At 61.1% G+C, this 22,465-nt stretch carries 22 protein-coding genes and 1 tRNA gene; 13 read left to right on the forward strand and 10 right to left on the reverse strand.

Annotated features, from left to right (window positions below; genetic code table 11):
* Positions 1-43: 43 nt before the first annotated feature.
* Positions 44-3,010, reverse strand: coding sequence for an ATP-binding protein (locus tag NAP1_RS16130; RefSeq protein WP_162013489.1), 2,967 nt, complete (start codon positions 3,008-3,010; stop codon positions 44-46).
* Positions 3,011-3,337: 327 nt separating this feature from the next.
* Between NAP1_RS16130 and NAP1_RS14935 the strand changes: the two genes are divergently transcribed.
* The gene (locus NAP1_RS14935; protein ID WP_007166165.1) at positions 3,338-4,060 is read left to right on the forward strand and encodes a hypothetical protein; all 723 of its coding nucleotides are present in this window, start codon (positions 3,338-3,340) and stop codon (positions 4,058-4,060) included.
* 27 nt (positions 4,061-4,087) lie between these two features.
* On the opposite strand, the gene NAP1_RS14940 is transcribed toward NAP1_RS14935, so the two are convergent.
* From NAP1_RS14940 to NAP1_RS14960, 5 genes are all read right to left on the reverse strand, one after another.
* Complete coding sequence (locus NAP1_RS14940; RefSeq protein ID WP_007166166.1) at positions 4,088-6,661, reverse strand: HWE histidine kinase domain-containing protein; 2,574 nt, start codon at positions 6,659-6,661, stop codon at positions 4,088-4,090.
* The gene (locus tag NAP1_RS16135; RefSeq protein ID WP_206740589.1) at positions 6,658-7,194 is read right to left on the reverse strand and encodes a biliverdin-producing heme oxygenase; all 537 of its coding nucleotides are present in this window, start codon (positions 7,192-7,194) and stop codon (positions 6,658-6,660) included. The genes NAP1_RS14940 and NAP1_RS16135 overlap by 4 nt, the downstream gene beginning before the upstream one ends.
* A 267-nt stretch (positions 7,195-7,461) precedes the next feature.
* Positions 7,462-7,764 (reverse strand): polyhydroxyalkanoic acid system family protein, encoded by a 303-nt coding sequence (locus NAP1_RS14950; protein ID WP_007166168.1) that lies wholly within the window; start codon positions 7,762-7,764, stop codon positions 7,462-7,464.
* Positions 7,764-8,588, reverse strand: a complete 825-nt coding sequence (locus tag NAP1_RS14955) for a hypothetical protein (RefSeq protein ID WP_007166169.1) — start codon at positions 8,586-8,588, stop codon at positions 7,764-7,766. The genes NAP1_RS14950 and NAP1_RS14955 overlap by 1 nt, the downstream gene beginning before the upstream one ends.
* A gap of 14 nt (positions 8,589-8,602) precedes the next feature.
* On the reverse strand, positions 8,603-9,835 hold the full coding sequence (locus tag NAP1_RS14960; protein ID WP_007166170.1) for a toxic anion resistance protein: 1,233 nt from the start codon (positions 9,833-9,835) through the stop codon (positions 8,603-8,605).
* Between the two features lie 356 nt (positions 9,836-10,191).
* On the opposite strand from NAP1_RS14960, the gene NAP1_RS14965 reads away from it, so the two are divergent.
* Complete coding sequence (locus tag NAP1_RS14965) at positions 10,192-11,664, forward strand: DUF389 domain-containing protein (protein WP_040464521.1); 1,473 nt, start codon at positions 10,192-10,194, stop codon at positions 11,662-11,664.
* A gap of 121 nt (positions 11,665-11,785) precedes the next feature.
* On the opposite strand, the gene NAP1_RS14970 is transcribed toward NAP1_RS14965, so the two are convergent.
* Positions 11,786-13,540: a fatty acyl-AMP ligase gene (locus NAP1_RS14970; protein ID WP_007166172.1), complete on the reverse strand. Its 1,755-nt coding sequence runs from the start codon at positions 13,538-13,540 to the stop codon at positions 11,786-11,788.
* A gap of 130 nt (positions 13,541-13,670) precedes the next feature.
* Here NAP1_RS14970 and NAP1_RS14975 point away from each other — a divergent pair, with 130 nt between their 5' ends.
* From NAP1_RS14975 to NAP1_RS14990, 4 genes are read left to right on the forward strand one after another with little or no spacing between them, the layout of a single operon-like run.
* Positions 13,671-14,393, forward strand: coding sequence for a regulatory protein RecX (locus NAP1_RS14975; protein ID WP_007166173.1), 723 nt, complete (start codon positions 13,671-13,673; stop codon positions 14,391-14,393).
* Positions 14,381-14,881: a DUF192 domain-containing protein gene (locus NAP1_RS14980; RefSeq protein WP_040464525.1), complete on the forward strand. Its 501-nt coding sequence runs from the start codon at positions 14,381-14,383 to the stop codon at positions 14,879-14,881. Before NAP1_RS14975 ends, NAP1_RS14980 begins: the two co-directional genes overlap by 13 nt.
* A gap of 45 nt (positions 14,882-14,926) precedes the next feature.
* The gene (locus NAP1_RS14985; protein WP_007166175.1) at positions 14,927-15,346 is read left to right on the forward strand and encodes an NADH:ubiquinone oxidoreductase subunit NDUFA12; all 420 of its coding nucleotides are present in this window, start codon (positions 14,927-14,929) and stop codon (positions 15,344-15,346) included.
* A 14-nt stretch (positions 15,347-15,360) separates the two neighbouring features.
* Complete coding sequence (locus NAP1_RS14990; protein WP_007166176.1) at positions 15,361-15,855, forward strand: DUF2155 domain-containing protein; 495 nt, start codon at positions 15,361-15,363, stop codon at positions 15,853-15,855.
* Here NAP1_RS14990 and aat read toward each other — a convergent pair.
* Positions 15,804-16,523, reverse strand: a complete 720-nt coding sequence (gene aat / locus NAP1_RS14995) for a leucyl/phenylalanyl-tRNA--protein transferase (protein ID WP_007166177.1) — start codon at positions 16,521-16,523, stop codon at positions 15,804-15,806. The genes NAP1_RS14990 and aat overlap by 52 nt on opposite strands.
* A 146-nt stretch (positions 16,524-16,669) precedes the next feature.
* Here aat and NAP1_RS15000 point away from each other — a divergent pair.
* The 3 genes from NAP1_RS15000 to NAP1_RS16605 all read left to right on the forward strand — a co-directional run bounded on the left by NAP1_RS15000 (position 16,670) and on the right by NAP1_RS16605 (position 17,626).
* Positions 16,670-16,745 (forward strand) — tRNA-Trp (locus NAP1_RS15000).
* Positions 16,746-17,126: 381 nt separating this feature from the next.
* Positions 17,127-17,276, forward strand: coding sequence for a hypothetical protein (locus tag NAP1_RS16600; RefSeq protein ID WP_193353881.1), 150 nt, complete (start codon positions 17,127-17,129; stop codon positions 17,274-17,276).
* 200 nt (positions 17,277-17,476) lie between these two features.
* Entirely contained in the window at positions 17,477-17,626 is a 150-nt protein-coding gene (locus tag NAP1_RS16605) for a hypothetical protein (RefSeq protein ID WP_193353882.1), read from the forward strand.
* Between the two features lie 90 nt (positions 17,627-17,716).
* Here NAP1_RS16605 and NAP1_RS15010 read toward each other — a convergent pair whose 3' ends face one another.
* Positions 17,717-19,282, reverse strand: a complete 1,566-nt coding sequence (locus NAP1_RS15010) for a sodium:alanine symporter family protein (protein ID WP_007166179.1) — start codon at positions 19,280-19,282, stop codon at positions 17,717-17,719.
* 277 nt (positions 19,283-19,559) lie between these two features.
* On the opposite strand from NAP1_RS15010, the gene secE reads away from it, so the two are divergent.
* Positions 19,560-19,784: a preprotein translocase subunit SecE gene (secE, locus tag NAP1_RS15015; protein ID WP_007166180.1), complete on the forward strand. Its 225-nt coding sequence runs from the start codon at positions 19,560-19,562 to the stop codon at positions 19,782-19,784.
* A 56-nt stretch (positions 19,785-19,840) separates the two neighbouring features.
* Positions 19,841-20,377: a transcription termination/antitermination protein NusG gene (nusG, locus tag NAP1_RS15020; protein ID WP_007166181.1), complete on the forward strand. Its 537-nt coding sequence runs from the start codon at positions 19,841-19,843 to the stop codon at positions 20,375-20,377.
* Positions 20,378-20,419: 42 nt separating this feature from the next.
* Here nusG and NAP1_RS15025 read toward each other — a convergent pair whose 3' ends face one another.
* Positions 20,420-21,322, reverse strand: a complete 903-nt coding sequence (locus NAP1_RS15025; RefSeq protein WP_007166182.1) for a LysR family transcriptional regulator — start codon at positions 21,320-21,322, stop codon at positions 20,420-20,422.
* 102 nt (positions 21,323-21,424) lie between these two features.
* On the opposite strand from NAP1_RS15025, the gene NAP1_RS15030 reads away from it, so the two are divergent.
* The gene (locus NAP1_RS15030; protein ID WP_040465135.1) at positions 21,425-22,195 is read left to right on the forward strand and encodes an SDR family oxidoreductase; all 771 of its coding nucleotides are present in this window, start codon (positions 21,425-21,427) and stop codon (positions 22,193-22,195) included.
* A gap of 10 nt (positions 22,196-22,205) precedes the next feature.
* Positions 22,206-22,394: a hypothetical protein gene (locus NAP1_RS15035; protein ID WP_007166184.1), complete on the forward strand. Its 189-nt coding sequence runs from the start codon at positions 22,206-22,208 to the stop codon at positions 22,392-22,394.
* Positions 22,395-22,465 lie beyond the last annotated feature (71 nt).

The raw sequence follows: 22,465 nt of genomic DNA on the forward strand, positions 1-22,465 counted from the left end.
GGTCCCGCCGTTTGCGTTTGGGGCTGTCGATTGAGCAGTAAGTTCAGGACGCCGCAGCACCTGGCGCATCGGCCGGGTCGTCGGCAACGCTGAGCAGTTCGAATGCGAGTGAAGCCTGCGTTTCTGCATCGAGCCCCATCCTCAGGGCGCGCTCAAGCGCAGCGGCCTGATCGCCGAGCTCTGCCTCCCCGAACATCGCTGCTGTTCCAGCAAGCTTGTGGACCAGCCTGGCTAGCTCGTCGCGGTTCTCTTCGGCAGCGCTCTCCCCGCCGAGATGCCCCTGTTCGAGCGCGCCCCGAACCGCCTCGATCGCTTCGCTGCGCCGCTGGTTCCAGCGTTTGAGCAGCGTTGGCGAATGGCCACCAGCTGTTTCGGACTGACCGGCTGGCGATGGTGCCTCCTGCTCGCCCCGATTCACCGCTTTCGCGACCGGTGCAGCATGTTCCACCGACTGATCCTCGACAATCCGCGTTGGCAGCCAGCGCTGGAGCATTCGCGCGAGGTCGGCGAAGACAAGCGGCTTTGCAAGATGGCCCTGCATTCCGGCATCGCGGGCCGCTGAAATATCCTCAGGGAAGGCGTTTGCGGTCAGCGCAATGATCGGCAGGTCGGCCGGACTGATACCTTCGGCCCGGATCGCGCGGGTCGCGGCATAGCCGTCGCAGCCCGGCATCTGGATATCCATCAGAACGAGGTCGTAGTGCGACCCGCGCATCACCGAATCGATCACCATCGCAATCGCTTCGTTGCCGTCATGCGCCGTGGCGACGCATTGCCCGCAGCGTTCAAGCATTTCGGTTCCCAGCATGCGGTTCACATCGTGATCCTCGACCAGCAGGATGCGCGATGCTTCGGGCAGATCGGCAGGACTGGCCTCAGCTGCTTGGCTCAAAGCCGGGACCTCCGGCTCGACGTAGTGCGCTGGCAGGATCAGGCTGAATGTCGAGCCGATACCAACTTCGCTGCAGACCTCGATCTGGCCTCCGAGCAGCTCTGCCAACTGGCGACTGATCGTGAGACCGAGCCCTGTTCCTCCAAAGCGCCTCGACGTGTCGTTTTCTCCCTGCGTGAACGGGGCGAAAATCGTCTGTACCCGCTTGGCCCCTATTCCGATCCCGGTATCCTTCACATCGACCCGGAATTGCTCTGCCTGAATCGAAAGCTGCACGTCGACGCTGCCCTTTTCGGTGAACTTCACTGCGTTCCCTATAAGATTGAGGACGATCTGCCTCAGTCTCAGCGCATCGGTTGCCACCCAGGGATTCTCGCGCGCGCCTTCGCCACCGAGTTTTACCGCGTCCGAAGCTGTGAAGTTCAGTCGCAGGCCTTTTCCTTCCGCGTTGGGAAGGTGCAGCTGGACACATTCGGCCAGCGTCGAGACAAGGTCGACAGGCTGGCTGTCGATCGCGATCTGCCCTGCCTCGATCTTCGAAAGGTCGAGAATGTCGTTGAGCAGCAGCATCATCGATCGACCCGATTCCACGATCATTTCGGTGTGTCGGCGATTGTCGGGTTCGAGGTCGCCTTGCAGCATGAGTTCCGCAAAGCCGAGAACGCCGTTCATCGGTGTGCGGATTTCGTGGCTCATATTGGCCAGGAATTCGCTCTTTGCGCGCGCCGCATTCTCAGCGTGGCGGCGGGCACGGGTCAGCAGGAGTTCGAGCTCCACGCGCTCGGTCACGTCGCGCGCTGAAACCACGACGCCATCACGCTCTCCGGTGATCGGATCGAGAACAATCGCGCAGTCTGCCTCGATGAAAACGGGTGTGCCTTCCTCGTCGTCCAGCAGCCGCCGGTATGTGATGCGCTCCTTGTCCGATTGACCGCTCAGCAGGCTGTCGAGCGCGCTCTCGATCCGGGCATGCGCGTCCTCCGGTCCGCGAGATGCGATCGGGTGGCCCACCAGGTCCTCGGGCGGGCGGCCCATGACGTCTTCAACGGAAGGGGAGGCGTAGATGCAGACCCGGTCGCGATCGAGCCGCAGGACCGCGTCCGTAATCGTTTCGGCAAGTAGCCCCAACTCGCCTCTTCCGCGCGCCAATTCCTCGGTCATCCGCTCTCGGCCAGCCAGAATCGCCGCGATTGGCAGTCCGGTGAGAAAATTGGCCGCAACGAAGGCTTGCAGCACGAAAACCGCATCCAGGGCCGACTTCGAACTGTTCACGATCGGCCCGTAACCGGCGACGGTCATCCAGCTCGCCACACCCGCGATCATCGGGACGAACAACACTGTCCCAATGCCGCCACCCCTGAAGGCAACCAGCAATGTGATGGGCGGCACCAGAAACAAAAGCGGATAGATATCCTGCCGGAACACGAGCCAGACCGCGACCAGCGCGACTGCGGTAAAGACAGCGCGCTTGAACAAGGCGGTGGTTTTTGGAGCGGTCGCCGTACGAACAGCGTCGGCGACAAGCAGAGCAGCCGGGACGACCAGGATCATCCCGAGGGCATCGGCGAGAAACCAGGTGAGCGCCCCTACCCATACCGGTTGGCCGCCAAGCGGAATGGCGAATGCTGCAATTGCGCTGGCGACCAGGGGACCGACGGCGCCTCCGTACTGGAGAAATCGCCCCAAATGCGCGAGCTCGGTCATGTCGGGCCGGGCGCCACATTTTGCGCGGGTGAGCCCGGTCACCAGCATGATCCCTGCAAGGTTGGCCGCGGTAAAGACGAGCGAGTTTGCGAGCGGTGTGCCCGCCACGACATTCGCTGCGACACTGGCTGCGGCGATGCCTGCATAGAGAGGGATTTCGTTGTGTGCTCGAACAAGTAGCAGCATCGCAACCGCGCAGGCATTGGGCAGCCAAACGCTCGCCAAAGCTGCATCGAAGCGCGATAAGTTGAGGCAGGCAAGCCCGAGAATGAAGAAGCCGATGCCTGCCGCTAATCCCGCCATCAGGGTCCTGAAGTCGACGGCCCCTGACGCTGGCAGGCCGCCAAGCGCGTTGGCCTGCTCGGCAGTATCGTCAGTTGGCTGCGCTGTTGGAGCAAGTGCGGGGGCGCTCATGGCCATCGCTGAAAGAGCAGGATGATGTTTCATAGGCCGACTGCGCGCGAAAATGCGAATGTCTCGGTGTCATTCACTGCGTCCCATATTGATTGTTTGCTCCCATCGCGATCGCGCGGGATAGGCCGGCGGCTCGCTTCACACGGGCTTGGAACCATGCGCATTTGGTATGCGTAGAACCTTGAGATACAGAAGCGCTCTAAGCGCCTGCATTTGCTGGAAACGATTTGCTGTCGGATATTCACGTTTGCGTGGCCCTGAATTGCTTAACCCAAGTGTTTCCCGCCCACTTCGTCCCCGTTCACTCAGCAACCTGTCACAGGATAGATGATAAAAAGACCCGCTCGCTATCAGGGAAAACCGAAAGGCCCGCGCTGGCCGCTGCTCGTGGGCATCGTCCTGTTCCACATCGCCGCGCTCTACGGGCTTTCGCGCTTGCTCGCCCCCGAATTCACCGCATCGGTCGAGCGCGAGGTGGTCAACGCATTCACAGTCGTCGTCACCGTCCCTCAGGATGAACCCGAATTGGAGCCCGAACCCGACGAAGGGGCCGCGGGCGCACCGGGAGAGGATGCCATCCCGGAGCCGGTGACAGCGCCCACCACGCCCATTCGCCGAAATCCCGAAGAGCGACCCGAAGCCTCGTCGACGGGAGATGCTAGCCGCTCAGGCGCGCGCGAGGCCGGAGACGGTACTGGCGCAGAGGGGCAAGGGCTTGGCACGGGCAGCGGCAATGACGGAAGCGGTCAGGGCAATGCTGCGGAAAGGCCAAGCGTCCTTTCGGGCAGGCTCGATCCAAGGCGCGACTTTCCCGTGCCCGAAGGCGGGAGATCAGCGCGCTTTGGTTCTTCGGTCACGGTCGTGTTCACCGTCACTCGAGAAGGCCGCGCTCGCAATTGCTCGGTCGCGCGCACCAGCGCGGATGCGGAAACGACAGCGCTGGTTTGCCCACTGGTCGTCGAAAAGATCCGCTTTAATCCCGCAAGGGACCGCGCGGGCAATCCGGTCGAGGCGCGTTACGGCTACCGCGTCGATTTTCGCGAGCGGTAGGGAAGGAACCGCTGGGCTCGCGAGCGATCAGTTGATGATCGTGGTCAGCGCCAGCTCTATTTCTTCGAGACCATAGGGCTTCTGGATCACCCCTTCCGCGCCAAGTTCATTGATCTGGTCGTCGATCTCGGAATAGCCGGTGGCGACCACGAAGGGGATCTCCCGTGCGCGAAGCTCCTCGGAAACCGCGAGGCTCGATTCTGTGCCAAGATTGAAATCGAGAATGGCGAAATCGGGGGGGGTACTTTTGATCGCCTCAAGCGTCCCTGCCACCGTGCTTTGCACGTCGATGTCCTCAACGCCAAGGATACGAAGATTGTCTTCTGTGCCCAGCGCGATGATCATGTTGTCTTCAACCAGCAGCACGCGATTGGGGAGTGATTTTTTCGGCGTCTTACCAGAGGTCTTGCCGGATGTGCCACTGGCATCGGCTGCCTTCCGCGACTTTGTCGCCTCCTGCGGCATTTCGGTTTTCTCGCCGACGAAGCGGGCCGGTACGACGAAGTCGGCTTCGACCCCGCCAAGCGTGAAGCGCAAATCCGCCTCGCCGCTCAGTTCGAAAGGGATCGAGCGTTCAATGATGATCGATCCGAAGCTTCGGCGTGTGGGCGGCTTGACCGGAGGCCCTCCGCTTTCGCGCCAACCAAGTTTGAGAGCGCCTGCACTCGAAAGGCCGACGGTCACTTCGATCCGCCCGGTCTCGTTGGAAAGGGCGCCATACTTGACAGAGTTCGTCACCAATTCATGCAGGACAAGCGCCAGCACCGTGTAAGCCTCAGGCGTGACCAGCATGTCATCGCCGACAAGACGGCAGCGGTTCTCGTTGCCCGCAGCATAGGCAGCAAACTCACTCTCAATCAGCGATGAAAGCGGCGCCGGGGCCCAATTTTCGCGCGTGATGTTGTCGTGCGCGCTCGCAAGAGCGGCGATGCGGCCCCCGATGATCGACGCAAAGTCCTTCACATCATGCGCCGCGCCCTGCGATTGCTGCACGAGGCTGGAGATGAGATTGAGGATGTTGCGAACCCGGTGATTGAGCTCCGCGATCAGCAATTCCTGCTGTTCTTGCGCTTTCTTGCGTTCGCGCGAGATCTCGTCGGTCATGCGCAGTACGATTTCGAGCAAGGTGACCCTCAGACCTTCTGCGATCTGCAGTTCGTCGTCTGACCATTCCTCGCTGCACCCTTCGACGGTCTGTTCCCAGGCATCGAAGCTGCCGCGTGGTTGCAGGCGTTCGCCCGGCGTCGCAACGGCTTTCTCGGGATTGCCCGCCCACGTGACCTTCTGCGTCAGAGGGCGGCGCCACAGCACGAGGTAATCGCGCGGGCTGCGCGAGATGGGAAGGGCAAGCGCGCCTGCTGCCACATCCTTGAATCCCATAGCCTGTGGGATTTGAGACTGGATTTCCGATGTCGCGAAGTTTTCGCTTATCGGCATGCTGCCCAAAGTTGGCGTGATCGCGAGGAATTGCTCCCTCGTCGGAGCCACACCGCTGGTCATGTAAGTCTCGTCCATCAGGACCGACATTCCGTCGTGCTGGATGAGGTGATTGAGCAATTCCTCCAGCATCGGGAGGTGCTCTGATAGTTTTGCTCCGCCAGCCAGGCGCACCATCAGCTGATCGTGCAAGGCGCGGCCACGGCTGCGCAATTCTTCCGAGCGGTCAATCAGGAGGCGATCGATCATCAGCGAGAACATCTGGCTGAACATGTCCGCCACTGTCCGCAATGAATAGGCCGGCAAGCGCGGCTCGTAGTGGTGACAAGAAATCATGCCCCACAATTCACCGTGCCGAACGATGGCAATCGCGAGCGAAGCCTTCACGCCCATGTTCTTCATGTACTGGACATGCATCTGTGAATGGGCCCGCAACGTGCTCATCGACAGATCGAGCGGTTCATTCTTGATCGACAGCGTTGGCTCGATCAGTACCGGCGCTTCTTCCATGTCGGCGATGATGCGGAAACGGTTGCGGCGGAACAGCTCGCGCGCCTGCTGAGGGATATCCGCGCGCGGATATCGGAGCCCCTCATAGGACTGAAGATCCTCGCGCTTCTCTTCAGCGATCACTTCGCCGCTTTCGTCCGGGTAGAACTTGTAGATCATCACCCGGTCATATCCGAGCATCTGCTTCACCAGTTTCGCAGCTTTGCGGCACAATGTGTCAAGGTCGCGGATCGGTTCGAGCTGGGCGAGCGCGGGACCCATCAGCATCAGGTGATCGGCGTATCCCTTCGCATCATGCGGCTCGAACTCAATGATGAATTTGCCCTCGCTGCAATGCAGGGCGCAATCGAACAGCTCCGCTTCTTCCGTGAACCTGATGCCGAAGATGCGCTCGACCGCGTCGGCACCTTCAAGCCGCGATGCCGCCTCGCGCAGCGCCTGAAGCGCGGCGGATTCAATGATGTCGGCCAGGTTGGTGCCCGGTTCCGGCAGGGCGTCGATCGCCAGCAGCTTGGCGCAATTGACCGAACGCTGCGAGATGACCCACTCGGAATTGGTCACCAGCATGCCACCAAAGGACTGGACCGCAGCGATATTATGGATCGGCTCACGGTCGCACTCGGTCAGCGCCTTGGGATTGTACGAGATGTTCATGATGCTCGCGCCGCGAGGGTTGGCGTTGGCTCGGTCCGGTTCGGGGTAACAATGCGAAGGAAATGGTCGAAGACCGATTTCGCAGCGGCGCTCGCAGCCTGAACTTCGGCAAGGTCGGCAGGACGCTCGATCTGGCGGCGCAGCGACTTCCAGAAGGTCAGCATGTCCTCATCACCGAGAAACGCATGGGGCCAGCTGGCGGCATCGCTGCCGCTCTTGCGCATCTCGCCAAGGATCGCGCGATTGCCGAGCGACGAACCTGCCAGCACCCAGGCCGCACCAAGAGCCGATGCCGCAAGCGACGCATCGTCCTGGCTGCTTGAAATAGCGAAACTGGTCGCGGGCGGGGGAAGGTCATGGCCAAGCGCAGCAAGGTCTTCGGCAATGCGGGGGGTTTGCGCGGGCGCAAGGCATTCGATTGGTGCATGATGGTCAAGCCAGGCTTCGACCGGACGGCGCGCTGCATATTGCAAGCTCAGGAACCGGGCGTAGTCGGCGCGCGACTTCCAGCCAGCCACTTCGTGCATGGTCATGTCGAGCTGATCGTGCAATCGCGCGGTTTCGCGGCGCAAGACGGCCCGTAGATCTGGAGCAACGACTGCCAAAATATCTGGACCCCGCTATATTTGGGCCACAAGCACCGCCAAGTCAGCGATATGCCTGCGCCTAGAAAGCACGATCCCACCTGTGCGATGTGAGGGGCTTATGACACCTGCCCTGTCAGTTGACAAGGACATTGAAAAGGCTGCCGAATTGCCGGTGCGGCTGCAAGCACAACCCCCTCGGATTTGGCTTTAGTTTCAGCTCTTTTCGAGCAATCGACCGCCATGTTTACGAACGGCTTTCTCAAGCGTCCCGCGCAAAAAGCCGAGAATGGCTGGAAGATCGAGGTCGATCGTCACCGAGTCTTCGGCGATGTCGATGCCGCCTTCAATCTGCTGTCCGGCGGCCACGATGAACAGGTCCATCCGGTCCTCGTGCGGCCAGCTTGTTTCAACGCTCGCCATGCCGGGAGGGAAATAGCTGCCGATTTCGTGACCGTGCTTGTGCATGCGGCGGCGCACTTCTTCCTTGCCGAGCGAATGGGGGAGCGAGACGCGCATTACCGTGGCTCCTTCGCTTTTTCTGGCGCGGCGGCAAAATCGGGGAGCGGAACGCCAGAGCCCTGCTCACCTTGCTTGCCGGTCATGTCGGCGAGCAATTCATCGCCGCCATAGCGATATTCGAGATAGCGCGACTTGACCGCGAGATCGTCAAGCGCACCCTCGGCAAGTTTGCGCGTCACCCGGTCGACTTCGCCCGAAAGCTTCGTGAGGCTGGTGACGAGGCGTTCGTCGGCGGTCCCGCCGGCATGTTCCTCGCTGCGAAGATGGGCCGGGATCTTGCGGTAATTGTCGATCGTCTCGGGGATGTATTCACCCACAAGCTCGCGCACCTCGTTCATGGCGGGGTGGCCTTCGTCGAGCGTTTCGAGCTGCACGCCAAGCGCGTCGAGTTGCATGCCCAGCTTGTCGACAATGGCCACGGCCGGTGCTGGCAGCGATGCGCGCTGCGCTTCCAGCCACAGCTCGGTCCGTGCAACCATCTGCTTGGGATTGCCTTTGCCAAGTTCGGGCCGCTTGGGCACTTTCACCTTGGGGAAATTGCCGAAAACGAAAGCGGCCGCCATCACCGCAAGCGCGACCATCATCACGCCGGTAAAGCCAATCCCGTTCAGGACCACACCCGCAATCGAGGCGCTGATTAAGATCGTGAGGATCGCGCCAGCAAAATACTTCGCCCGCTTGATCCAGTTCTTGCGCCGCGCCGCACCGGAACCGGCCCAGTTCGGTGGGCCGGGACGATGTGTGCCGCCCTGCTGCTGGGTGACCAGCGAACGCTTGGCGGCGCTCATGATCTGTTCGGAATCGCGGGTGGTGTCGTTCACGTTTGCAGCGTTCCTCAGCTATCCAGCCCGAGCAGCGACGGCTCCGAGGCGACCTTGGCCTGCGCCTGAGACTGCCCTTCGGCGCGGGCGATATAGCCTTTCGACTTCTCGACCTCGTCGCTGAGCACGTTCACCGTCTGCTTCATGCTGGCGAGCGCGCGGACCTTGAAGTCGTCGACCTCGTCCATCGTGTCGTAGATGTTCTGGAACGCGCGTTGCAGCGTTTCGAGCGGGATGGTGCTCGACGCCGCCTGCTCATGGATTTGAGCGGTCTGTTCGCGCAGCAGCGTGCTGGTGGAATCGATGATGTCGCTGGTGGTCTGGTTGAGCGAGGTGATCTGCTGAAGCACCAGCTTCTGGTTGGTCATCGCCTGCGCCACCGTCACCGCCGTGCGCAGAGCGCCAACAGTCGTGGTCGAGGCGCGGTCGACGCCCTTCACCAGCTCGACATTGTTCTTCTTGACGAGGTCCAGCGCGAGGTAGCCCTGCACCGAGACCGCCATCTGCGTCAGCAGGTCCTGAGTGCGCTGCCGCACGTAGAACAGCGCGCTTTCACGCAGCGCCTTGGCTTTTTCGGGATCGGAGCTGTCGAGCTCAATCGCCTTTTGCTCAAGCCGCGCATCGAGCGTCTTGGCGATGTGGATCATCTGCTCAAGCTCGCCCATCGCTTCCCAGAGCTTTGCGCGCTCGGTGTCGATGGCCGCGTTGTCGAGATGCAGCTCCTTCTTGCCGCCTTCGAGCCGCTCGAGGATCGCCTGAATGTGTCCCTGCGCGGATGTGTAGCTGTCGAAGTAGTTCTTCAGCTTGTTGCCGAAGGGGATGATGCCGAACAGCTTGCGCGGGCTAAGCAGCTTGCCCTTGCGACCCGGATCGAGGTCTTCGACTGTGCGGCGCAGTTCGGCAAGGTCGCTGCCAACGCTGCTGTCCGCGTCCATCGCGCGCACCGGGCGATCGAGGAAGCGGTTGGAATGCGCAGCGGCTGCGCGGATCTGTTCCTGGCCCATGCGGGTGATCTGGTCGACCTTCTCGCCAAAGGCGGGCGAGTTTGCATCGGTCGAGACGAGGTCGGTCACGAAGGCATCGACCTTGGTGTCGAGCTTCGATTTCTGCTCGTCGGAGACAGGAACAAGGCCCGCTGCCTTTTCAGGTGCAACGTCAGGCACCGGTGCAGGCGGTGTCAGTTCGAAATCTGTCGCCGTCTTGGTCGGTGCGGAAATGTTCAGGTCTGGCGTAGTCTCGGTGCTCATGCGTCTGGTTTTGCTCCCTCAGCTGCTCAGGCGAAAGCGTCTCGCTGACACCCCGCAGCCCTCCTACTGTATTAGTGATCTAAAACACGCGTTTCAAGCCACTGACGATATGCGCGCGAAGGTAGCGCGTTTCGCGTCAGCGCGCCAAGCGGCATTTTGCGCCAAGCCCCCGCTGCACACACGCAATTTGCTTTCACAGCGCATCCGATGCGAGTAAGGGCGCTCATCAAGTATCGGGACAATCCACTGTTGTGAGCGACGAAAAGACGACCACCCCTTCGCCTCAGGCGCCTTCGAGCCTTGGCCATACACCTATCCCTGAGAAGACCGGGTCCATTGCAGACTCGAACGAGGGCATGTCGATTTCGAGGGTGCTGTTCTCCTTCCGCCGCTGGTGGCGCGAGGATGTGGTTGGGACCGTCGATCAGGCGCGCGTGATCGAGAAGCGGCGCGCCGAATGCGCCCTGTCCGAGCGCTATCTGTTCATGACGGCGATGAGCGCAGGGATTGCGGTGCTCGGCCTGCTGCTGTCTTCGCCTGCAGTCGTGATCGGCGCGATGCTTCTGTCGCCGTTGATGGATCCGATAATGGGCCTCGGATTCGCACTTGCGATCGGCGATTATGCGTGGCTCAAGAAATCAGCACGCAGCCTTGCCTATGGCACGCTGATGGCAATCGGATTGACCGCGCTGCTGGTCTACATGTCGCCGATCCAGACCATCACGCCCGAAATTGCGGCGCGCACGCAGCCGAACCTGTTCGACCTGTTCGTCGCGCTGTTTTCGGCGCTTGCCGGCGCTTATGCGATGATCCGCGGGCGCGAGGGCACAATTGTCGGTGTGGCGATTGCGACCGCCTTGATGCCGCCTCTTGCGACTGTGGGCTTTGGCCTTGCGACGTGGAACTGGACGGTCTTTTCAGGCGCGCTGCTTCTTTATGTGACCAACCTCATCACCATCGCTCTGACCGCGCTGGCTATGGCGCGCCTGTATGGTTTCAAGACCGCGCTGAGTTCGCGCAACACCATTTTCCAGAACCTTGCGGTTGCGGCTGTGTTCGTTGCGCTCGCGATCCCGCTGGCGCTCTCGCTCCAACAGATCGCGTTCCAGACCAACGCCCAGCGCGTGATCCGCGCCGAGATCGAGGAGCCTTTCGTCGCCGGAACCGAAATCTCGCGCTTCGATGTCGATTTCCGTGCAGAGCCGATCGTCGTGGTCGCCTCTGTCTACACTCCCGAGCCCGAAACCGAGGCCGAGGCCGAGATCGAACGGGCGCTGGCGAGGAGGCTTGGCCGTCCCATCGAACTCAGCCTGACGCAGCTGCAGGTCGGCACCGCAGCGAGCGCTGCCCAGGCCGCGCAGCTTTCCGCCGCGCGTGCGAGCGAGGAGGCCGCCGAGCTTCAACGGGCGGAGAATCTCGCGACCCGGCTCGCGCTGGTTGCTGGTGTGTCGGAAGAGGATGTTACCGTAGACCGCACTCGCAGACGGGCGACGGTGCGTGCGGAGGTGCTCGACGGGGCAACGCTGGCTGCCTACCGCGCACTCGAAATGCGGATCGCGGATACGGAGCCTGACTGGTTTATCGAATTGCTTCCTCCGATTGGCGAACTTCCAGACAACATTCCCTTTGGCGAAGACGGCCCGACACCGGCTGGCGCGCAGGCGCTGGCGGTGATCGAATGGTCGGCGGAGCGGATTAACCTGCCGATCGTGCTCGTAGGACCGCAGGAGCAGGCATCGCAAGCCGCCGAGCTCCTCGCTCAGCGCGGAGTAAGCGTGACAGTGCGTCCCGGCGCGGCTCCCCTGCGCGCCGATTGGGGCGGGCAGTAGTCACAGCACTGCTCGCTGAGGCACTCTCGGTCGCGCCAGCGACCGCAAGCGTGACCACGCGCCCGCAGGCGCAACGAGCAACAGCGCCGAGGAAGCTCGCGCTAATGGGCGAGCACACAACTTACGCAGCGAGTTCCAGCGGTACGATCTCACCTGACAAGTACAGCTTCTTCGCCTTGGCGCGGCTGAGCTTGCCCGAGGACGTGCGCGGCAAGGTGCGCGGCGGGACCAGCTCGACAACGCAGCTCATGCCCGTCACCGAACGGACCTTGTCCGAGATCTGCTCGCGAAGTTTCAGCCGCTCGACCGGATCGGAAACGCGGCAATGGACCAACACGGCAGGCGCTTCTTCGCCGCCCTCGGTTTCAAGCGCGAAGGCGGCGATGTCGCCGTGGTTGAAGCCGGGCAGCTGCTCCACCGCCCACTCGATATCCTGCGGCCAATGGTTCTTGCCGTTGATGATGATCATGTCCTTCGCACGGCCCACGATGAACAGGTAGCCATCGGCCATGTAGCCCATGTCGCCGGTGTCGAGCCAATAGCCCTTTTCCGGGTCGTCGCTCTCGATCAGGCAGTCTTCGGTCGCTTCCGGGTTGCGGAAATAGGAGTGCATGACGCTGGGGCCGCGGCACCAGACCTTGCCGATCTGGTGGTCGGCACGGCTGTGGCCGTCCTCGCCGCGGATCTCGACTTCCATGTCGGGCAGCGGCTTGCCGCAATTGACGATTGCGCGGTAGCGGGCCGGGCGCGAGATATCGCGCGGCGTGCCTGACAGGCGCTCTTCCTCGACCAGTTCAACGCGAATGCCTTCGCCCGGCGGCATGACGGTGACCGCAAGAACTGCTTCGGCAAGGCCGTAGGACGGGGTGAAAGCCGATGCCTTGAAGCCCGCGTCCGAGAACGCATTGACGAAGCTTTGCATGACGTCGGGACGGATCATGTCCGCGCCATTGCCCGCAAGCCGCCAGCGCGACAGGTCGAAGCGTTCGGCAACGTTGCTCTGGCTGGAAATACGGCGCGCGCAGATGTCGTAGCCGAAGGTCGGCGAATAGGAGACTGTGTTGCCCTTGTTGCGGGTGATCATGTCGAGCCACGCAAGCGGACGGCGCGCGAACGCGTCGGGCTTGAGGAAATCGACCGAGAACTGATTGGCAACCAGCGACAGGAAACAGCCCACCAGCCCCATGTCATGATACCACGGCAGCCAGCTGACGCAGCGGTCGCCAGTGGTGAGATTCATGCTTTCGGCATGGCCATAAAGGTTGTGAAGCAGCGCCTTGTGCGTGACCGCGACCCCGGTTGGGAAGCGGGTCGAGCCGCTCGAATATTGCAGGTAGCAGATGTCTTCGGGGTCAGCTTCGGGCAGAGTGACCTGCGGCGCTGCGCGGGTGACGAAATCTTCGTAGCTCTCGCCCGCACAACCCTGACGCTCGGCAGCCGAAGCGGCCATTTCGCCAATTTCCGCCGGGTACAATAGCAGCGCCGGATCGGAGCTTTTGAGCTGCACCGCGAGCTGATCGATATAGCTTTCCTTGCCGCCAAAGGTGGTCGGCAGCGGCAGCGGTACAGGCCATGCGCCCGCATAGATGCAGGCGCAGAACGCGGCGGCGAAATCCGCACCGGTCTCGGCAATCAACGCGACGCGGTCCTGAGGCTTGATGCCCCATTCGATCAGGCGATAGGCCATCTCGATCCCGTCCTCGCGCATTTCGCCGTAAGGATAGACGCGCTCGAGCTGGCCGCGCATGTCGTGAAAATTCATGCCCTTCTTCGAACGGGCGGCGTAGTCGATCGCTTCGTTGAAGGTTGCAAACTGCGCGCGAATGCGCGGCAAGTCGCAATCGTTCGGCGTCGGCGTAAGTGCGGCGTCGGTCATTGTCGTGGCGATACCCGTCAATTGCTGTGCGCGGTGCGGCGCGCTAAATTCATCCCCTGCCGGTACGGATCCCTCCAATCCGGCTTAATTTTTTCCCATTTGATAAGGACTGTGGCACGAATAAGGCGAAATGGTTTCACATGGAAGCAAAACGTCATCACCCGGTAGTGATCCGGGACGCCCTGAGGGCAATGATGACGCTTGCGAAAAATCGAACAAACCGCGCAAATCCAGAGGCTTTCGGGAGCGCAAGGCACGCAAGTCGCGCCCTCTCGAAGAAACCAGCCTGAAAGATCTAGCACTTGCCTATGTTGCGCGTTTTTCCACGACTGGTTCCAAGCTTGAAGGATATCTCGCGCGCAAGATCCGAGAGCGCGGAGTGGCCGAAGATGAAGATGGCCGCCTGAAAGAGCTGGACGTAAAAGGGTTGGTCACGCGCCTCATAGAGCTCGGTTATGTCGATGATGATGCCTATGCGCGGGCCAAATCCAAAGGTCTCACCGCGCGCGGATACGGCGCAAGGCGGGTCGAACAGGCTCTTTGGGCGGCGGGCGTCGAGGAAAGCGTGCGCGAGGACAATGCGCCCAGTGTTGCCGAAAGCCGCCGGGCTGCCATCCTGCTCGCGCGCAAACGCGGCTTTGGTCCGTTCGGTCGTCGCGCCGATGAAGACGAACCGCCCGAAGCACGCCACAAAAGGCGCGAAAAACAGGTTGCCGCGATGCTTCGTGCAGGGCACTCGTTCGAAACGGCCGCGTTCATCGTGGATGCACCGGGCGGCGACGAAATAGACGAATGGCTGCAAGAAGCCGAAGACGAAGAAGCGCAGGAAAAGGGCGGATCATGGTACGATTGATTGCAGGTTTGGGGGCGATGGCGCTGGTGGCGTGTTCGCCCAATGGCTCTGCGGCTCAGGATACCGCGCCTGCCCCTGCTGCCGAAACGGGTCCCGCCTTGTCAGAAGCCGGTCTGCAACTGACCGATGTGACCGTCGTGAGCGGCGATGAGCGCCACACTTTCACGACCGAACTGGCGCTGACCAATGCCGAGCAGGCGCGCGGAATGATGTTCCGGACCGAAATGGGCGATGATGAGGGGATGCTGTTCCCCTCGTATCAGCCGCAGGCGCGTAGCTTCTGGATGAAGAACACGCCGCTGCCGCTCGACATCATCTTCATCGGTCCCGGCAACCGCATCACTAATATCGAGGCGGGCGTTCCCTATTCGACCGACAGCGTCTTCTCCGACGGCCCGGCGGTCGCGGTTTTCGAGATTCGCGGCGGGCTGTCCGAAGAGCTCGGGATCAAGCCGGGCGATATGGTGGAATGGGAGCTGCCCGAGTGATCTTGCATCTTGGCGCTGCCTGTCAGTTCGGCTAAGGGCGCGCCCATGGGAATCTTCGGAAAAATCTTCACCTGGTGGGACGGCGCCACCATCGGCACGCATTGGTGGTCGAAGCGCGTTGGCGGCGAGCATGTCGGCACCGATGCGGAAGGCAACAAATACTACCGTTCCAAGGGTAAGGATGGACCGAACACCGGCTCCTACACCCAGAAAGAACGCCGCTGGGTGATCTATAACGGCATCAACGATGCGAGCCGCGTGCCGAGCGAATGGCACGGCTGGCTCCACGGCGCGTTTGACGATGTGCCGGAAAGCAACCTTCCGCCCGCGAAGATCTGGGAAGCCGACTACACGCCCAACGCCACGGGCAGCGCCGATGCTTATCTGCCCAAGGGCGCGCTTGAGCGCGGCGGCAAGCGTGCCGCGACCGACGGCGATTACGAAGCCTGGGCACCGGAGGGCTGATCGCCCCTCACGCAATGCACGCCCGCTTCGCTCTTCTCGCCATTCTTCCCACATTCGCGCTCGCGGCGTGCGGCGAGGAAGAGAGCGAGCCTGAAGCTGCCTCAGTCGAAGAAACCGCTGAGGAAATTGCAGGGCCTGATGAGGCACCGGCGCTCACGCCGCTTGAGGTCGGCGAATCGACCCCGATGGACGAGCGCGTCGCGACGATCGGGCTCCTCAACAAACGCAACAATGTCAGCCAGGACCTTGAGCTAAGTCCGGGCGAGACTGCCGAGGTCGGGCCGGTGATCGTGCGGCTCGAAGCGTGCGAGCGTACAGCGCCATACGAATTCCCGCAGGAAACCGGCGCATTCGTTCAGGTCGACGTGCTTGAGCGCGGAGCCAGCGAACATGCTCGCATTTTCTCAGGCTGGCTGTTTAAGGAAAATCCCAGCCTGAACGTTGTCGAACACCCGATCTACGATGTCTGGGTCAAAGACTGCGCGATGAGCTTTCCAGGCGACGAATAATCGGGATTGTACGGATCGCCATGGGCGAACCGTTGATAGGTCACATCAAGGCTCAGTTCGGCTTCCCCGCGCGCTTTCTCGACGAGCGCGAGGTAATCCTTCTGCGGCATCTCCACCGCGCCCATCGAGGCGAGGTGGTCGGTCATGAACTGGCAGTCGAGCAACTGGTAACCCGCCTCGCGCAGCATCGCGACAAGCCAGCACAGCGCGACCTTGCTCGCATTGCTCGCAAGGCTGAACATGCTTTCGCCGCAGAACACCTTGTCGAACGAGACACCGTAGAGGCCGCCCACAAGTCGGCGCTCGCCCGCATCGCCCGTAAGCCAGCATTCGAGCGAATGCGCATGGCCGGCACGGTGAAGGCCGGTGTAGCTTGCGACGATGCGTTCGCTGATCCAGCTTTCGGGATGGCCCGGACGCGGCGCAGCGCAGGCGCGCATCACTTCGGTAAAGGCCTCGTTATGCGTGACCTCGAAGCGGTCTGAGCGAAGCACCTTGCGCAAGCTTTTCGAGACGTGGAGGCCGCTTAGCGGGATGATCGCCCGGTCGCGCGGCTCTACCCAGAAGATGTCTTGATCCTCGCGCTTGTCGGCCATCGGAAAGATACCGCTGCGATAGGCAAGCAGCAGCGTCTCGACCGGGATGGTGGCGCGAAGTGGCGAGTGCATAATGTCGCAGACTGTATCAGAGCGATATTGGCAGGCTAGTTAATTTGCGACGGATTGAACGGACATAGTCTCAGCCAGATGAGGCGCTGAACAAAGAGGTGTTGCCTATCGACCGCATCGCGGATAAAGCGCGCCCTTCCCAATGCAGGGGTGTAGCTCAGCTGGTAGAGCATCGGTCTCCAAAACCGAGGGCCACGGGTTCGAATCCTGTCACCCCTGCCATTTTTCTCTTTTGTTATCCGCAGCCCGTGCGGGCTGCGAAATCCTCGCTCACACGGCCTGACTGCCGGGTGGCGCTTCGCGCCGTCTGCGACTCCGCTGCGGGCGGCCTGTCGGCCTTGCGGGTGCTGCGCACCCGTCTCCCTCAGAGATACCCGGTTTAGGAAGAGACGACGCCGCAGGCGTCGCAAGCGCGACTGCGCGCCCGAGCTTATGCGAGGAAAGCCAAGCGGGCCGGATGGCCCGCGCCCGGCGATTGATGGCGTCAACATGAATACGCGCTAACCACGCCGCTCAGGTTGGCGCCAGACGAACCGTGCAATTTGATCGCTGAGTTGAGGGGGAATCATGATCCGAGCCCCCTCGCATTCAAGGAGGACGATCATGAGCCAGTACAGCTTCCGCTCTTCGAAACCCGATCACTGGGTTAGCCCGCGCCCGCATTCCGACCCGAGCCAGCGCTCTCTCGCCTACGGCCCGGTCCAGTCGATGCACGAGCCCAGCTGGCTGGCGAAAATCCTTGGTTGGTACTGACCATTTGGACGCCAGCACTCTATCTCCAGACAGTTTTTGGGAGGCCCGCTTTCGCTGCGGGCCGCGTGGGGGAGGGGCGCGTCGTTTGCGCGGGGCGCCCCACTTGCGCAAAAACCACCTGTCACTTCGCGGGAACAAATTGGCTGCTGCGGACTTTTTCTTCCCACACGATGAGTAGATTATCCAAGGAGATCAATCCAATGACCTCTGCGCCGATCCGTTCGAGCACCCCTGACGAGTGGTCCAGCCCGCGCCCGCATACCGACGCCAGCTTGCGCCGGATAAAGTACGGCGCGGTGCGTCCCATGGAGGAACCGGGGCTCTTCGCGAGATGGTTCGGTCGCCGCTGAACGCCTGACCCGAAGCCTTCGCACAAACAAAAACGCGCCCGGTGATGAACCGGGCGCGTTTTGTTTTGGTCAACTGATCGGAAGGGCCGGTCAGTACTCGTTCGGTTCTTCCGGCGTGTCGACAACATGGTCGGGCCCTGCGTCCCTGACGCCCTGAGCCAGCTTGAAGACGACACCCGACAAAAGGAGCAGCGCCAGCAGGTTCGGCAGCGCCATGAGAGCATTGGAAATGCCGCCCAAACGCCAGATCGTGTCGAGTGGAGCAAAAGCGCCGAAGAAGATCGCAACGCACCAGATCACTCGCCAGATCATGTGCAGGACCTTCTCGCCGCCGCGGCTTGAACCCGGGACGCGGTCATAGATGAAGGTGATGGCGCGCTCGCCGTAGTACGACCAGGTCAGCAGTGTGGTGAAAACGAACAGGATAAGCACCACACTGGCAACCAGAGTTCCAAGCGGGATGCCAACAACTTCGAAAGGAAACACCGAGGCAAAGGCAGCTGAGGTCGTTGCAAATCCAGCCGCGCTTTCAGGCCCCAGGTCCGAAGTCCAGACCCGGTCAACATAAGCCACCGCCCCATCGGCGCCGGTGATTGCGAATTGACCTTGAACGGTAAGGATGACCAGCGCGGTCATGGTGCAAACCACTACCGTATCGATAAAGGTGCCGAGCATGGCCATGCGGCCCTGGCTCGCCGGGTCATCGGTCTGCGCCACTGCGTGAGCGATTGGAGTCGACCCTTGTCCAGCCTCGTTCGAGAAAAGGCCGCGTTCCACACCTGCGCGGATTGCGACGATCATCGATGCGCCGATGAAACCACCGGCGGCAGCTGTCTCAGAAAAAGCGCTCTCGAAGATGAGAGCAAATGTGCCCGGTATAGCAGGCGCGTTGAGCGCAAGCGCGATGACCGCCATCACGATATACGCGATTGCCATGAACGGGATCACGCTTTCGGCGACTTTACCGATCGATTTGATACCGCCGATGATCACGACGAACACGGCAACCGCAACGATGACGCCGGCCATTTGCTCACTCATACCGAACAGCTCGTTCATGCTGTCGGCGACCGAGTTGGCCTGAATGCCGTTTCCGGTAATCAACGCAGAGAACAGGGTGGCGATACAGAAGATCACCGCCAGCCAGGACCACTTCGGGCCAAGGCCCATCATGATGTAGCTCATCGGACCGCCGCGCTTCACGCCGTCACTCGTCGTCTCGCGATAGCGAATTGCGAGCGAGCCTTCGGCAAAAGCGAGCGCCATGCCGATCAGGGCGGTGACCCACATCCAGAAGACCGCTCCCGGTCCGCCAAGTGCAATCGCGGTCGCGACGCCAGCGAGGTTGCCGGTCCCTACCTGTCCGGAAAGCGCTGTCGACAGCGCTGCAAACGGCGAAATCTCACCGGATCCCTGGCCTTTTCGGCTCTTGAAAAGCCCGGCAAACGCGCTGCCGAGCTTCAGGATCGGATAAAATTTGAGGCCGATCATGATATAGAGACCGGCGCCCAGGAGGATGACCACCATAGGTGGAACTGGAATGATTGTGGCATCACCCCATGTCCCGGCCCACACCAGGTTGGATACGTCCTCAATAAAGTCGATTACGACAGTCGAGCTCGCTATCGCGTTGCCCGCGATGTCTACTGCAGCCATTGGTGGCTATCCCCTTGATTGTTTCCCCGAAGGTGGGCCGGCTCTCTTTACGGCCCTCAACGATAAGCGGCGCACGCTAAGGGCGAGCGCGTAGCTTGGCCAGCCTTAATCTTGCGGGTTCCCCTTGCTTTGTTCGGCCGTGCACCATATTAGCAACTTCAATTCCGACATTGGTAGCCGCACAAAAGCCCCTCCGTGACCTTGTTCCGGGCGGCGACGAGCCCTACCTGAAAGCCGGATCAGATCGACGACGCGACACGCGAAAGGCGCAAGAGAGATGGCTGACGAGCAAAAGGCCGTAGCAAAGAAGACCAAGACCTCGATTCCCGAATTTGTGAATCAGGTTCGCACCGAGACGAGCAAGGTCGTATGGCCGACGCGCGAGGAGACGATCCGCACCGCGATCTTCGTCTTCATCTTCATGGTGATCCTGTCGCTGTTCTTCTTCGGCGTCGATTCGCTGTTCAATGCGCTGGTCAACTTCCTGTTGACCCTCGCCTAAACGCCAACTTCCTGCTGACCCTCGCCTAAGCGCCAGAATTCTCAAGGACCAAACGCATGTCACGCTGGTACATCATCCACGCCTATTCGGGCTTTGAAAACAAGGTCAAGGAAGCGATCATCGCCGAAGCTGACCGTCTTGGCCTGTCAGAGGGCGTCGAGGAAATCGAAGTCCCGACCGAGACCGTGACCGAAGTGAAGCGCGGCAAGAAGGTCCAGGTCGAGCGCAAGTTCATGCCCGGCTACGTTCTCGCCAAGCTGCGGATGAACGACGACATCTATCACCTCGTGAAGAACACGCCCAAGGTGACGGGCTTTCTCGGCAACAACAACAAGCCGCAGCCGATCTCCGAAAAAGAGGCCGCACGCTATTTCGGCGGCGTCGAGGAAGCGAAAGCCGCGCCCAAGACCCAGGTCAGCGTCGACTACGAAATCGGCGACCAGGTCAAGGTGCTCGACGGTCCGTTCGCCAGCTTCAACGGCGTGGTCGAGGAACTCGACTTCGACAAGGCGAAGGTCAAGGTTTCGGTCTCGATCTTCGGCCGTGCAACGCCGGTCGAGCTCGATTTCGAACAGGTCGAACTGGTCAAGTAAGAGCTTACTGCCCGCGCTACCCCTTCGCTGCTTGAGCGGGGGTTAGCGCACCTGGCTGCGGAATTCCGCTTCCAGAAATTCCGCGAAGATCCGTGTCTTTGCCGGGATAAAACTCCTGCTGGGATAAACCAGCCACAGATCGCTTTGTGCGAGTGCGCCCGATACATTCCAGTCGGGCAGGATTGGCACAAGCTCGCCGCGCTCTAATTCGTCTTCGATCATCCAGTCGGCCAACAGCGCTGCACCGCAGTCGTTCAGCACAGCTTCGCGAATGACGAGAGCGTTTGTTGCGGTTATCGTCGGCGAAATCTGGACTCTGCGAGTGTCTTGGCCCCTGCGAAATTCCCACTGACGGCGAAACTCTCCGAATGAGAATGTGACGAGAGAAACCTGGCGCAGCTCTTCTGGGTCTTCGATCTTGCCGATTTGCTCACTCAGCCTCGGACTTGCCACGAGATGGTATCGGACAGCGCCCAACTTGCGCGCGATCAGTGAACTGTCCTCCATCCTTCCGTGCCGGATTGCGATGTCGATTTGTTCCTCGACCAGATTGACGCGGTCATCCGAAAGGTGAAGGTCGATGGTCAAGTCCGGATGATCTGCCTTAAAGCGTTTCAGCATCGGAGCGATCACGATCTGAGAAAAGGCGATTGAGCTGCTGATCCGAAGGCGTCCCGCAAGCTGTGCCTGTTCGCCGGCCAGCGCCTGGCGCGCCGCGTCCCATTCCTCGACCAATCCGCTTGCCCGTGGAAACAACCGTTCTCCCGCCTCTGTCGGCCGCATCGCGCGCGTGGTGCGTTGGAAGAGTCGCGCGCCAAGTTCACCTTCCAGCGCGGCAATTGCGCGTGACACCGATGAGGGTGCGACAGCGAGTTCTTCTGCGGCGGCGGTGAAGCTGCCCGAATACCATACGGCCAAGAAGGTGCGAAGGTTCTCAATGCTCATTGTTGCGACATTCGCACAAGTATATTGCAGGTGGAACTCTTTATTGCGTCGAGCGCCGGTGTAATCGTTTGGCTTCTGACTTCGCTCAAAAAGGAAGCAACCATGGAAGAGCTTAATGGGAAAACCGTCATCATTACCGGCGCGAGCAGCGGGATCGGTGAGGCATGTGCGGGCCTTATGGCCGCGAGTGGAGCGCGCCTTGTGCTTCTCGCACGGCGCGAAGATCGGCTTAATGAAATCGCCAGGCGGCTTCGCAGCGAAGGGGCCGAGGTCGAGACGCATGTCTGCGATGTTGCCGTGCGAAGCGATGTCGATGCAGCGATTGCGCGTGCCATCGAGAGATTCGAGCGGATCGACATACTCGTAAATAATGCGGGCACGATAACCCCCATCGGACATATCGGCGATGTCGATCCCGACCTATGGGCGCAGGCGATCAACACCAATGTCATTGGTGTTTTCAATGCTATCCGCGCTGTCCTGCCTCACATGCTTGAGCAACACTCTGGAACGGTGATCAACATGAGTTCAGGCGCTGTGAACAGCGCACTTGAAGGGTGGAGCCATTATTGCGCGAGCAAGGCAGCCGCACGTAAGCTGACAGAAGTCGGGCACAGGGAATATGCTGAACGCGGGGTCACTTTTGTTGGTCTGAGCCCTGGCACCGTCGCCACTCCGATGATGGACCAAATCCGTCAATCGGGAATGAACCCAGTTAGCAAGCTCGATCCCTCGGACCATATATCACCCGAAGCGGCAGCGCGCGCTATCCTGTTTCTGTGCGGCGACGGTGGTCGGCAATTTGCGGGTACGGACTTCTCGATCAAGACTGAGGAGGGCCGCGCGCTGGTGGGCTTGCCGCCCCTGGGTTAGTACCCCGTGTATGAAAACTCGTCCCGCCATTTGCAATCGCAAGAAACGGTTTGCGACGCGCGAGGAGGCGGAGGAAGCGGCTGCGCGCGCGCCATTCACGCTACGCGCGTACAAATGCTCGCTGTGCCACCGATTTCATCTCACCAGCCGCACCAAGGGGATGAAGCTCCCGGTCCACGAACTGGACCGCCCCGAATGAGCGCTGCTCTTGGCGCACATCGGCAAAGTCCGTAGTCTCGCCTTCGCATGGGAAAATCAGGCGAGCCACCG

This window comes from Erythrobacter sp. NAP1 (assembly GCF_000152865.1).
Classification (GTDB): domain Bacteria; phylum Pseudomonadota; class Alphaproteobacteria; order Sphingomonadales; family Sphingomonadaceae; genus Erythrobacter.